Annotated in this window: 12 protein-coding genes and 1 pseudogene; 1 reads left to right on the top strand and 12 read right to left on the bottom strand. The window is 44.5% G+C overall.

What is annotated here, in order from left to right:
• Positions 1-5 precede the first annotated feature (5 nt).
• From G519_RS0126670 to G519_RS52425, 11 genes and pseudogenes are all read right to left on the bottom strand, one after another.
• Positions 6-2,372: a hypothetical protein gene (locus G519_RS0126670; RefSeq protein ID WP_029197297.1), complete on the bottom strand. Its 2,367-nt coding sequence runs from the start codon at positions 2,370-2,372 to the stop codon at positions 6-8.
• Between the two features lie 118 nt (positions 2,373-2,490).
• Positions 2,491-4,089, bottom strand: a complete 1,599-nt coding sequence (locus G519_RS0126665; RefSeq protein WP_084160350.1) for an extracellular solute-binding protein — start codon at positions 4,087-4,089, stop codon at positions 2,491-2,493.
• Positions 4,090-4,137: 48 nt separating this feature from the next.
• Entirely contained in the window at positions 4,138-5,034 is an 897-nt protein-coding gene (locus tag G519_RS0126660; protein ID WP_029197295.1) for a carbohydrate ABC transporter permease, read from the bottom strand.
• 25 nt (positions 5,035-5,059) lie between these two features.
• Positions 5,060-6,010 (bottom strand): ABC transporter permease, encoded by a 951-nt coding sequence (locus tag G519_RS0126655; protein WP_029197294.1) that lies wholly within the window; start codon positions 6,008-6,010, stop codon positions 5,060-5,062.
• A gap of 180 nt (positions 6,011-6,190) precedes the next feature.
• Positions 6,191-7,897 carry a sensor histidine kinase gene (locus G519_RS0126650; protein ID WP_029197293.1) on the bottom strand — a complete coding sequence of 569 codons (1,707 nt, stop codon included), beginning with the start codon at positions 7,895-7,897 and terminating at the stop codon, positions 6,191-6,193.
• 3 nt (positions 7,898-7,900) lie between these two features.
• Complete coding sequence (locus G519_RS0126645) at positions 7,901-9,448, bottom strand: response regulator (protein WP_029197292.1); 1,548 nt, start codon at positions 9,446-9,448, stop codon at positions 7,901-7,903.
• Positions 9,449-9,605: 157 nt separating this feature from the next.
• On the bottom strand, positions 9,606-10,259 hold the full coding sequence (locus tag G519_RS0126640; protein WP_029197291.1) for a M48 family metallopeptidase: 654 nt from the start codon (positions 10,257-10,259) through the stop codon (positions 9,606-9,608).
• Positions 10,260-10,402: 143 nt separating this feature from the next.
• A pseudogene (locus G519_RS44660) lies at positions 10,403-10,938 on the bottom strand (NADPH-dependent FMN reductase).
• A gap of 92 nt (positions 10,939-11,030) precedes the next feature.
• On the bottom strand, positions 11,031-11,294 hold the full coding sequence (locus G519_RS47840) for an ester cyclase (protein WP_244280233.1): 264 nt from the start codon (positions 11,292-11,294) through the stop codon (positions 11,031-11,033).
• Positions 11,291-11,431 (bottom strand): hypothetical protein, encoded by a 141-nt coding sequence (locus G519_RS52430; RefSeq protein WP_244280229.1) that lies wholly within the window; start codon positions 11,429-11,431, stop codon positions 11,291-11,293. The genes G519_RS47840 and G519_RS52430 overlap by 4 nt, the downstream gene beginning before the upstream one ends.
• A 25-nt stretch (positions 11,432-11,456) precedes the next feature.
• On the bottom strand, positions 11,457-11,732 hold the full coding sequence (locus tag G519_RS52425; protein ID WP_268633817.1) for an ester cyclase: 276 nt from the start codon (positions 11,730-11,732) through the stop codon (positions 11,457-11,459).
• Between the two features lie 84 nt (positions 11,733-11,816).
• Here G519_RS52425 and G519_RS44650 point away from each other — a divergent pair, with 84 nt between their 5' ends.
• Complete coding sequence (locus G519_RS44650) at positions 11,817-12,269, top strand: SRPBCC domain-containing protein (RefSeq protein ID WP_036633811.1); 453 nt, start codon at positions 11,817-11,819, stop codon at positions 12,267-12,269.
• Between the two features lie 168 nt (positions 12,270-12,437).
• Here G519_RS44650 and G519_RS53335 read toward each other — a convergent pair.
• On the bottom strand, positions 12,438-12,713 hold a 276-nt coding region (locus G519_RS53335), incomplete at its 5' end, for a transposase (RefSeq protein WP_029197289.1).

Below are 12,713 nucleotides of genomic sequence, written 5' to 3'. Positions count from 1 at the left end.
TGTTCTTATCTAGAACTATCTTCTACCGTCTCCGGGTCGCCCCAAGTGAACACTTTGACGCTGACCGACGGTTTCGGATCGCCTTCGAATTTACAGCTGAACGCCAACGTCTGTCCGCCATTCCGAACGATCGGCGCATCCATCGACGTTTCCACTGTTTTCTGCAGATTCCAATTTTGATCGTAAATTTTGCCAATCCGGTCTCCATCGCAAACGAAATATTGATTCGTGAGAATTTCCGTTTCAAAAGTCATATAGATGCCGTTCGCAAAAAAGGCCGGCCGTTTCACCGAAGATTCGTCGTTGCCGTACGATGGAGACACGCGCAAGCAAAACTTGAGCGGCTGATCGGCATGGCGGTTATAAAACGTCCAATCCGCACCGCCGGGCTGCCCAGGCTGCAGCTCAGCCGGGTTGCACACGAGCGGCTTAGAGATGTTGACCGGGTACAGGTTCCATCGTCCTTCACCCATCGACCGCAAATGCCAGTCGCCTTTCGGGTCGCGCAGCCGTTCCCGCTGTTCTTCTGTAAATGCTCCGGCCTGTCGAGCCATCTCCCATTGACGTACTGACTCAAACAACACGTTAATGTTGCCGTTACGCTGAAGTACGCCCATGTCAGCTACGAGCGCGAATCCTGCGTTAAATCCGGCTGCTTTCGACAACACCCATTCGATTTCGTCCAGAACAGTCGCTTCAAATTGATCGGTGGCTGAACGGACAAGAAACCAACCAAGCATCGGGGGTATAAAGTTCCTAGCAAAAAAACGCTGATTGCTGAGCCGCCACTCAAGCTGGCCTTCGCGTGTTGCCGCTCCCCACGGCTCTCCCCAGTTGAAGCGCGTGAATATGTGCCACAAATAATTCGGAACAACGATGCTCGCGTCATTGATCACATCATCCCCCCAGCCATCGTAACACATCTTCACGAATCGATTCACACCATAACCGTCGTGTCCGGATGCATAGCAGCCTTCCAGACCGTCGAACGATATTTGTTTGAGGCCCGTCTTACTGAACAACTCGGCAATACGCTGGCTGTATTCGTCTTGAAGTTCAATATTCGGGAAAAAGACGTCGTACCCGTGATCCCACAATCGGCTGATTTCCGCACCTGCTTCATGCGCATATGCCGCCGTACTGTTCACACCACGCCGCACTCCGAGCAGCTTCCATGGCGCGCTGCCGGATATCGCGTCGTATTCGATCAGCTCGCTTCCGATTCGCGCCGAACGCCGGAACAAATTCGCCGCAAACGGGTGCGGATCATCGACGACAATATTCACGTCATCTGCTATGACCGGCTCGACCAGCCTCGCCACCCCGACTGCTTGCAGCCGCTCGTCTGGCACTGGCGTCACATAAGGATCGTTCAGTGTCGTAAAGTTAGACAACGTATGAATGCCGACGTGAACGCCCATACCCTCCGCCAAGTCTACGCAGCTTTTCAGACCGTCATCGCCGTTCGGGAAACTGTGCGGCTTTAAGGAAAAATGGCCCCATTGCCCGAATGGATCGGGATGATAGACATATCTCAGACCAGCCTTCCTCGTATATTGAACAGCTACCGCCATCGTCGATTCGGAGAAATCGGTGATCAAATACGACTGGTTAGCCGCAGGCGACGTTTTCCCCCAGACGCCTTCGATCATCGGATGCGGCAGGTCTTCCCCCAGCTCGACTGCTTCGATTGTATCCAGCACACGGTTCGCCCCGCAACCGAACATAGCGATTGACGAGCCGACAATTTCCGCTTCTATCCCGCCAATCGCTGCTACTTCAATGTCCGGCAAATTCCAAACCGGGCGCCTTGCGGCTTTGGTACGGTTTCTCGAGAACAATTGCAGTAGACTGCCTTCACTCGAAGGCCACGCTGCACATGATTCATATTCAAACTTAGCGTCCTCAAAGGATTGATAGGCGAATTGCAGCTTTTCTACCTCCATTGGCCAGCCGCCAATCGTCTTCACATTCAACGCCTGAATGCCGATCGCAAACTGTCCATCGTGCACAACGCCAACCGCCTCGCCGATCGAACCGGCAATCGTTGTCACATACGGTCCCCAAATGATCGCATCCACATCAGCTCCATCGATGCACGTCACTGTAAATGTCATATACAGTTCCTTTACCTTTATCGCAACGCCTACCTTAACACCACTTTCCTTAAATTGAAGCGTCAGCACGTCACTCTCTACTTCATAATCTGCCGACAAAGGCGCTTCCAAACGCCCGTCGATGAGAACACGAATGAGTGGTGCTGCATGTGCCGCAGATGCGTACGATTTTCCGCTGACCGCGTCGTTCATACTTGTGATTTGGCCTTTTTCATTTAATACAATAGTCAATTTGCCAGCTTGCCATGAATACATCTTTCTCTCATCTCCACTTCGAGTTTATCCAACGTAAAGCCTTAAATTCGAATGTCCTCCCCAATTCTTGCGAATTTAGAAAGGACACTCAAATCAATCTTATTTTTTCAAGTTTTTGTCATATACTTTTTGCGCTTCTTCCAGTACTTGATCCCCGCCCATTTTTTTTCCATTCTGTTACAAAATTGTCGAATTCATTCAACGACTTGCGACCGGTAATGAAGTCGATATAAGTTCGAAGCGTAAACTGTTTCAACTTATCTTGTGTTTCGTTGTAAATCGGTTTATTAAACGGCGCCAAAATATCGATGTTTCTCGTTCCTTTCGCACGCGTGTCCTTTGCCAGCTGGCGCAAGTTTTTTTCCGAAGTATATGACGTTTGGAAATCGTAATCGTTGAACGAACCGGCCATCGAATAGCCGCCTAGACCTGCTTTTTTACGTTCTTTCTCATCCGTATAAGGCGCAATATATTCTACAGTTCCCTGGTCGCTTACTTTCCAATGCTTACCTTTCTCACCGAAATTCATTTTTTCATAAATTTCAGGTTCGAATTGGGTTGCTTCGAAAACTTGCATATATTTGACCAGTTTGTCTTGATTTTTCTCCAATTGCTTACCGAACATGACGCCTGAAGCATACGCCGGGTTATATTGCGACATGCCGTATTTGCCAACTGGTCCTTTAATGCCGCCAACAATCGCAAAGTTGAACCCCGGATGATTTTTTGCCAGCTTGTCATGCCATTGATCTCCCCCAAGGAATGCATTGCCCGGCAAGAACGTCCACCAATAATATTCGATGGCGCCGATTTTGTCGGTAAGCACTTTGTCCTCGACGTTATTGCCCTTGTTAACAACAAACTCAGGGTCAATCAGCTCGTTTTTGTACCAACGATTCAACACTTCAAGTGCTTGCTTCGCTCCGGGCTCGATCTCACCTCTCACAACTTTCCCGTCTTTTTCCCGGAAAATATTCGGATAAGCGTCAAATGCGCCGAAAACCGAGCTGAACATGCTTTCGATATTGTCGCCTGAAGATGTAATGCCGTACGTGTCTTTTTTGCCGTTACCGTCTGGATCGTCGTTGCGGAACTTCATCAAAGCCGTTTCCATTTCTTGAATTGTTTCCGGTGTTTTTGAGATGCCGACTTTCGTCAACCAATCTTGCCGAAAGCCCAGCTGCAAGCCGTCGATGCCAATATCCCAGATGACTGGCAAGCCATAAATTTTACCGTCTCTTCTGACGTATTTAAATGGATCGTCTCCGAGAAACCGTTTTAACCAGTTCATGTATTTCGGCATATTTTGCTCGATTAGCTTTTGCGGGATTTCTGCCGCTACGTTCTGCCCAAGGAACTTGTCGTAATCCGTGAACGACGGCTCTTTCCACCAATCAGGAATTTCGCCCGAAGAAATCATTAGGTTCAGTTTTTCTTTCATCGCTTCTCGTGCGGTTGAAGTAAAATCGATATCGATGCCGAATTTTTCTTTAAGCGCATTAACGCCGACGGAATCCGGATTTTGATTTTCATCTAGGTTCCAAAACGTCAGCTTCATTTTGGGCTTCGGTTTCTGTCCGCTATCCGTGGACTCGGAACTTGGTTTTTTTCCATTATCGGCAGTATCTCCGGATGATTCGCTTTTGCTGCACCCGGCCATCACGGACATGATCATAACTGCGGACATCGCTCCAGACAACCAACGCTTTTTATTCAATCTTAACCAACCCTTTCTTTTCTTTTTTGATTCTATTAATAAGGGGGATTACCCTTTAATAGCGCCAATCATTACGCCTTTGACAAAATATTTTTGAATAAACGGATATACAATCAGCATCGGAATTATCGAAAACATCACGACCGTCGCTTGCAGCTGCCTGCCGGAAAACTCCGTTTTGCTGCCTATATGCTGAATGACGCTGTTAATGTCCGCCATATTGTTTTGGATAATAATTTTACGCAATACGATTTGCAGCATTTGTTTGTTCGGATCGGAGATGTAGATCATGCTGTCAAACCATGCATTCCAATGGCCAACCCCTACCCATAAAGCAATCGTTGCCAAAACCGGCTTCGATAACGGAATGACGATTTGGGTGAAAATCCGCACATACCCAGCACCATCAACCCGGGCTGACTCCTCCAGCTCATCGGGAATCGAACGGAAAAAATTGCGCATAATCAATACATTAAAGGCTCCGATCATACCTGGAATAACTAGTGCCCAAACCGTATTTAGCATGTGCAGTTCCTTAATGAGTAAATACGAAGGAATCGTACCACCACCGAACAGCATTGTGAATAAGATAAAGCTCGTAAACGTGCGATTGAAGGGCAAATCCTTCTTCGCTAGAGGGTAAGCGGTGATCGCCGTAAAAAATATGGACAACACGACACCGATAGCCGTTCTAACAACCGTATTCCTGTAACCCATCCATAGCGCATCGAACTTAAAAGCCAGCTTGTAGCTTTCGAACGTCAGTTGTGTCGGCAGCAATTTAATCCCTGATGAGTATGCTGCGCTTTTGGCTCCACCACCGTCCAAGGAAATAACAACCTGAGTCCAGAATGGATACAATGTGCAGAACATGATGCTAGCCAAAATGACGTATAAAAGGACGTCAAACATTTTGTCGCCTAGCGATTTTTTCACATTTATCATCTTTCTCGCTCCTTCACCCGACAAACTACCATATGGCGTGCTCCTTGCCGCCGATCCATTTAACGATACGGTTCACGGCAATAATCAGGAACAGAGCGACGACCGATTTGAACAGTCCAACCGCAGTGGCATAGCTGTAATTCAGCTCAATCAACCCTTTGCGATACACATATGTGTCAATAATATCGGATACGTTATACACTTTGGCATTGTACATATTGAAAATTTGGTCGAAACCCGCATCTAGTATCCCGGACATGGACAAAATCAGCATAATCGCGATGATTGGAACGAGCATTGGGATCGATATGTAAATCATCCGCTTGAACCGCCCTGCCCCATCGATAACAGCCGCTTCGTACAACTGCGGGTCGATGCTTGATATCGCCGCAAAATAAATGATTGAACCCCAGCCGAACCCTTGAAAAATACTCGTAACCACGAGGATTGTCCGAAAATAACGATCGTCCGCCAAATATAACATCGGATCGCCGCCGAATAGTTTCACGATCGCATTGATCGGACCATCTAGCGAAAATATCGTAAAGAAAATGCCGGCCAAGACGACCCACGATATAAAATGCGGCAAATACGAAACCGTCTGCACGACTTTTTTAAACTTCAAATTCGAAATTTCACTCAATAATAGGGCGAAAACGATCGGTACCGGGAACCCGAACACAAGCTTGTATAAGCTTATGACAATCGTATTTTTCAATACCGTGTAGAAATATGAATCATGGATGATTTTCTCAAAATGATGGAAGCCGGCCCAAGGACTGCCGAGAATGCCCTGCGTAATTTTAAAATCTTTAAATGCGAGCAGCACGCCGATCATCGGAAGATAGTGGAAAATGATGTAATAAACGATCGCCGGGATCATCATGATAAGCAGCGCGCGGTATTGCTTGTATTTTTTGGTCTTTTCTCGCTTTAGCGTTCGTTTCGTGCTGACGGCCGCCACAGTTTCGTTCATTGCTCTCTTTCCCTCCTTATGTAAACGCTTCCGTTTCGATAAATAAACTATAGCATGGGGTGTAGAGAAAAAAATTATCAAATATTTTCGAAATGATTCAGTTTTTTATGGAGTTGCAAAAAAAGCCTGCTTGGCGGCAGACTTAGGTGGGAGAATGGTGTAACTGTTTCGCTGAAATGACTACGAAACATTCATGTATTGTGGGATAACGATGGTCATGACCGTACCATGACCGATTCGGCTTTGGATGCTTATGCCGTATTCGGCTCCAAACCGGAGCTGCAGCCGTTCGTTGACGTTATTCAGCCCGTATCCGACTGATTGCATCGTCAGTATCGTGTCAATCGTCTCCTGCGACATGCCCGGACCATTGTCTTCGATTGCGAATTCGACCGTACCATGAGCGAGACAGGCGCTCACTTGCAGCAGTCCTCGTCTAGACGTCATTTGATTGATGCCGTGTTTGATAGCATTTTCGGCCAGCGGCTGCAGGATGAGATTGATCGTCGAATATTCGTAAACCGCTGCGTCGATTTCATAAACAACATCGAAGCTATACTCACCCATGACCTGAATAATTTCTACATAAGATTTGATATTTTCCAATTCATCTCGTACAGAAATGATATTGTTGCCCCGATTGAGCGCGGTTCGGTAAAATTTGGACATCGACGTGACAACATGGCTGATGTCGTGAGCATCGCTTTTAAGCGCCTTCCAATTGATGAATGAAAGTGTATTGTACAAAAAGTGTGGATTGATTTGCCGCTGAAGCGCTTTCATCTCTGCTTCTTTTTGCACGATTTTGCTGCGAAACGATTCTTCGATCAATTCATTCAGCCGGATAAGCATGTTGCCGAACCGATTCGTAAGCTCGCCGATTTCATCTCTTGACGAGCTTTGCACCCGCAAGTTCAATTCCCCCAACTCGACCCGCTTCATCATTGCATTCAACCTGAAAATGCGCCGGATCATCGTTTTGGAAAATATCGAAATAATAACAAGCAAGCTGACGATACATGCCAGGATCATAATCAATGTTGCATTGATGATTGTTCCGGCGTTTGGGGACACTTGCCCAGAAGGTACGAAGCAATACATGGTCCAATTCGTTTGTGGCACCGTCTTTTTGACAAGAAACATCTCGGTTAAACCGATCTTTACCATTCCTTCTCTCAGCCCCATCATTTCTCTAGCGTCTAAGATTGACGTCTGCATTGCACTTTGGTTCGCGAAAATGATCCGGTTTTGTGCATCTGCAATGACAATGCCGTAATCCTTGGACATATCGGTCACACTTTTGAAAAAGCTTTTGTCGTTTATACGCATATAGACGATATTCGTGTTTCGCTCCGAGAAAAATTTCGGGAATTTAGCTGTCACGAAAAGACCTTTATCATAAAACCATTGCGTTTCGCTACCTTGCACAGTCTCACTGTACCACGGTTCGCTCTCGACACGTTTGTAAGAAACAATGGAATCTCCGTATTCCGGCACATTGCTTTGCGTATAGAACGTTATTTTCTCAATTTCCTTGTCCAGATTCATCATCATGATGAAATATGGCGATAAGTAATTGTTCAAATCGCCCGACAGGTTGACCAGATCGATATAATCATTGGCGACGATTTTTTGAAACGTCTTGTTGAAGACGATCGTCCGGATCGTATGGTTGTACCGTTCGATAGAATTGTTGATGCTTTCCGAAATCGTATTGACGTTTTTGTCAATTCCTTGAAACGCCTGGTAATTCAGCATTTGCTTCGATTGATTGTAGGCATATAGGCCAAGCACCAAAATTGGAATAATGATAACCGTCAGATAGGACAAAAACAACTTTTGGTTAAAGCGCAGTCGATTGAATAGTCCGAATATGGCCCGTTTCATCGTTTACGCCTCTTCCCGGAATTGGGACGGTGTTTTGCCATAATGATTTTTAAACAACGAGCTGAAATACGGAAAATTGCTGTAACCGACGTCTAGGCCGATATCGACGATTTTTCGGTTTGACGAACGCAGCAGCTCCTTCGCCCTTTCCATCCGGTACAATGTGATGAACTTGTTGATGCTGATCCCTTTTTGCTTTTTGAACAAATAACTTAAATAGCTTGGTGACAGGTAGATCCGTTCGGCTAACGATTCCAAAGACAAATCGGTATTGTATTCGCTTTCAATGATGCGAACAACCTCTTCAATTGCTTTCGGCATTGCTTCAACTCCGGTTCCGCCGGATGATTCGTTTTCCCCCAGAATCGATAGTACCACTTTGCGCAAATCGTTCAGCTTTGTTGTTCTATAAATATGTTCCAAATTCATCTTGAATTTATCCGTGTTCTTTTTGGCAGAAGCGTCGAATATCGCTTTGACGATATCTGAGCAAACATATTTCACGTAAATGACCGAATAATGATCGCTGTCCTGCAGAGCGTCAAACAACTGCTCGAACCGCAATCTAGCGATATCATAACGGCTTCGTTGAATGTTCAACGTTAGCTCCTCCAGTGCGTCATTGACTGCAGCGGCAACATCACCTGTGGCAAATGATGTGCGGTTTGACAGCAGCACCGTTCCTTCGTCGAAAAAAAACTTGTTTTCCAGCATCGTTTCCATCGCGTGATATTCTTTGTACAGTTGTTTCACATCGTCCACTAAACCGCTGATCACGATACAGATTTCCCGTCCGTACTTGTCCTGGAACCATCGGATCAGTTGCTGTCCAAGTTCCGTTAAAGCTTCCAGCGATTCATCAGCAAAGGCTTCCACGAGCAGCAAACCTTGAAATTCATTCAAATGGATGAAATCAAAGCCTCGACGAACCTTTTCCGCAAGCTGTCGTTCGAGATCGGGATCAAGCCGGTCAAAAAAACGGCTGCGCGAATCCAATATCAGCATCCTCACATAACAGTTCCCATCGAACCCGGTGATCGGCATGGATAGTTCCTTGTCTTCATTCGCCACTTCGGCTTTGCCGAGAATAAGGTCGGTCAACAGCTTTTGCTTCTCATAACGGACCTCTTTCCTATACGCCTCTGCCATCCGCTCCTGCTGCGCCTTCGACTTCAGCTCCTGTTCGCACAATTGAATGACCTGGGAGACAACCTTAATAAATTCACTCACCTGAACCGGCTTCAAAATATAGCGGATCGCATTCAAATCGATCGCCCGCTGGGCATATTCAAACTCACCGTAAGCACTCATAAAAATGACTTTAACCGGCTTGTCGAGCTCACGTACCTTTGCCGCAAGTTGCAATCCATCCATCCCCTTCATCCGGATGTCGGAAAATAATATATCGATGTCATTACTTTCCATGTACGCAAGTGCGCTTTCCCCGCTGTCTGCTTCGCTAATTTCCAGGTCCAAGCTGTATTTCTCGATTAAAAACTTGACCCCGTCCCGCTCAAATTTATCGTCGTCGACCACAAGCATTTTCAGCATCGGTCTTACCACCTTTCGCGCAAAAAAAGTGTTTATACAGGGAGTCTACCATAAAATGGAGGGAAGAAAATAGCCATGAAAATCACGAGATTAATTAGCCTCATTAATAATTAATGAAATAAATAAAAAAGAAAGGCTGAACATTTATCACATAGTCTCAGAGCGTCATAGCATGCCCATGCCGTGCCAAATACGCTTCCTTTTCTTTATAATCCGGCATAATGCTTCCTACACGTCTCCAAAAGGATCGATCATGATTCATATGAAGGAGATGGCATAGCTCATGGATGATGACATAGTCAATAACTTCAATTGGAGCCATGGCTAACCGATAATTAAAGGTTAATTTTTTATCCGAGCTGCAGCTTCCCCACTTGGTTTTGGACTCATCTACTTCAATCGTTTTGGGCTTTACTTTCAATTGAGTTTGATATATTTTGATACGTTCCCCTATAATCTTCTTGCAGCTCGAGAAATAGAACTTCTTAAGATTCATTTTCAATTCTTCTTCATCCAACTCATTCGTCTCGATAAGCTCATGGAGAAAATAATATTTCCCAAGATGAAGGAACTTACCTTTATCCTGATACTCTCTTGTCTTCGGAATATCTCGAGCTTTCGCAATGAGTTGCAATTTTTCCAAGATCGTCTTCCCATGTTGTTTCACTGCACTCATAACCATCTCCTTACTTGTATCATTAGGAGCTTTAACTGTAATAAAACCCATAGAATCCATGTGAATCGAAATCTTTTTTCTAATTCCATATTGAACATTAAATTCTATCGTGTTATTTTCAAATTCAATTTTCATCATCATCGTTCCTATAAGTTATTTATAAATCGTATAGATGTATCAAATCACTATTCCATTTATTTTGCAAATCAAAAAAAACGCTTGCTCCCTGAGTAAATAAGGACAAAGCGTTTCTTATCTGGAAACTGTATAGTCTGAACCTACTTGCGTAATGTTTGAAGCGCTCCACTCCATGCGATCACTTGATCTAGCATAAGTTTGATATTTCCAAGATGCAATTCTGCTGGCTTAAATGTGCTATAATTCTCAAAATCGGTAAATATCGATAAAGTTGGATGTGCTTTCACGTCAGCAACTAGTAATTCTCCTAATATTCCTCTCAAATGTTCAGCGGCTCGCGCGCCACCCGTAGACCCATAACTAATGATACCCGCAGCTTTGTTATTCCATTCCACACGAGCTGAATCGAGTGCATTTTTCAAAACACCAGTAATGCTGTGATTGTACTCGGGTGTAATAAATACAAATCCATCCAGGCTATTCAATTTTTCAGTCCAATTTTTAATTTGTTCTTCGCTACCCGGTTCACCAAAAAAGGGTAATTTGTAATCTGCGATGTCCACGATTTCATAGCTTGCATCTCCGCGTTTATCTGCAATTTCTTTGACCCAATTCCCCACTTGTGGACTCATCCTTCAGGTCTTGTACTTCCCAATATGATTCCAATTTTCAACATATAAAGTCCCTCCTCGATATCAATTCCTATTTTGAGTTTATGATTTGATTTTACAAGTATTCATATGGGAAAAATTCACTTCATCCTGGTAATTAGTTCGCTTTGATTTGATGCCACATGGTTATCATATCGATCCAACCTCGGTGTTCGGCAATCTTACCATCGACGACTCGATATTGACGGTACAGCGTGACATTTATGGAATTGCCTGTAGGTGGGTTTCCGAAAAACAACCCTCTATGTGTACCTTTCACAACCATTCTTACGATTACCTTCTCCCCTTGAGCAATGATCTCTTCAACGGTGTAGAGTTTATCAGGAAACGCCTCTAATATTTTTCCAGCAAATTGTTTCAGACCTTCTTTTGACTGATACGAATGCTCTTGATAATCGGTTGATAAATATTTTCTGTACTTTCCATATCACTTTGATTCCAAAAAGCCTCGATAAACGCTGATACCGTTTCAATATTTTTCTGTTCAATGGTTATCACAATAAAACATCTCCTTTGTTTTGGGTTAATTAGCTTTAATTTGGGGCAAAAGTGTAGCTGTATCGAACCATCCACGATGTTCAATAATCTGGCCATCTACTACACGAAATTCACGAAACTGTGTGGCCTTAACGGAATTGCCCGTAGGTAAATTTCCTGCAAACGTACCTGTATGAGTTCCAGTCATAAAAATTCTGGCTATTACCTTCTCCCCTTGGGCTATGACTTCTTCCACTGCGTAGTGTTTATCAAGGAATGCCTCCCCAATCTGGTTAGAAAAGAATTGATCGGTGGAATCCAATTCATTTTGATTCGCAAAAGTCTCAATAAACGCTGTTACCGTTTCAATATATCACTCAAAAACGAATTGGAGCGTGAAACGAATATGGAAAACAAACCACGTCATGTAAACCGTATTGCCATTAAAGCAACACCCGAACAAGTATGGCAAGCCATCACAGATCCAAACAAGACATCAAAGTTTTGGTACAATTGCTCCATCCGATCCAACTGGGAAATTGGCTCTTCTTTCGAACTATGGAACCCAGAGGAGAAAAAACTAGCCGATGGGATCATTCTCGAAATGGCTCCACCACATAAGCTGGTAATGAGCTGGCAGTTCCCTGCGTTTCCTGACACGGCCTCCGAAAGCCCGTCACGAATAACGTGGGAAATCGAATCACATTCCGAGTTAAACGGTGTGACCCTCGTAAGTGTCGTACATGATGAAATTGAAAAGGCCACAAACACCGCAAAGATACTTGAAATGGGTCTGCCGATTGTACTTTCGGGATTGAAGACATTGCTTGAAACCGGATCAACTCTTACTAGTGAGTAAAAAAAACGAGAAAACGACGCTTCTGATTAGAGGCGTCGTTTTTCTGTCCTTTTGCAGACCACGAGATTATTGAACAATAATATATGCAGAATTTATAGACCATTTCGCATCAAATGAGCTCAAAATGTTGTACGAAATACAGGCCTGTTGATCTACCAATAAATGGATTCAAGGGAAGGTTAAATTACTCGTCAAATAAACGATCCATTCCGGCTGCATAACGTCCATGCTAAATAACCGATCGAATTCGGCAAAAGTTAACTTGGCACTTGGATGAACTACGGAGTTTCCTTGATCGAACACAAATTTGAGTAACACATATACCAGTAGAGCTGTGTACAATTGGCCATATATGGCATTTGGGCTTGTTCCAAATAGCTTAGGCACGTTAAGATGCTGCTTTATCCAACGGAAAAAAACCTCAATCTGCCACCGCTTCCTATA

The sequence above is a fragment of the Paenibacillus alginolyticus DSM 5050 = NBRC 15375 genome, assembly GCF_000422905.1.
Classification (GTDB): Bacteria; Bacillota; Bacilli; order Paenibacillales; family NBRC-103111; genus Paenibacillus_E; species Paenibacillus_E alginolyticus.
The sequence above is the reverse complement of the archived record's forward strand: the minus strand, read 5'-3'. Positions and strand labels throughout refer to the sequence as shown.